2 protein-coding genes are annotated in these 519 nt (G+C 62.0%); both read right to left on the reverse strand.

Annotated elements, in window-relative coordinates:
- Positions 1-220: IS66 family transposase (locus F6X42_RS43095; protein ID WP_446686587.1), on the reverse strand; the 220-nt coding region annotated here is incomplete at its 3' end.
- A gap of 30 nt (positions 221-250) precedes the next feature.
- A partial coding sequence (tnpB, locus tag F6X42_RS43100) for an IS66 family insertion sequence element accessory protein TnpB (RefSeq protein WP_187639794.1) occupies positions 251-519 on the reverse strand: 269 nt, incomplete at its 5' end.

Raw genomic sequence — 519 nt, forward strand, 5'->3', positions numbered from 1 at the left:
TGTCGATCTGCTTCGCGAGTTGCTCGGACTTGCGCCCGAAGTGCATCCGCCTGAGCTTGTCGATCTGCGCCTTCAGGCGCTCGATCTCGTCATCTCGCGCGGCGAGTTCCTCCACCATCTTCGCAATCGATGCCTGGTGCTCAAGCAGCGATGCCTGCTGCGCGAGCACCATGGCACGGAGCTCGGCGACAGTATCGGAAAGCGGCGCCTGATCGGACATGCGTCGCAGTTTACGAGCCTTCCTCGCGGTTTACAACATCGAGAGTGCGGCGGTGCGTCGTGGCTGTCGCCAGTCGATGCCCTCGAGCAACATCGACAACTGTGCGCTCGTCAGATGGATCTTGCCGCCATCGGCCTGTGGCCAGATGAAACGCCCTCGCTCCAACCGTTTGGCGAGAAGCCAGAGCCCGTCCTCAGTAGCCCAAAGCACCTTCACGAGATCGCCGCGGCGCCCGCGGAAGATGAAGACGTTACCGCCCAGCGGATTCTCCTCAAGCGCCGTGTGTACCTTGGCAGCAA

The sequence above is a fragment of the Paraburkholderia podalyriae genome (assembly GCF_014397785.1).
GTDB classification, from domain to species: Bacteria; Pseudomonadota; Gammaproteobacteria; order Burkholderiales; family Burkholderiaceae; genus Paraburkholderia; species Paraburkholderia podalyriae.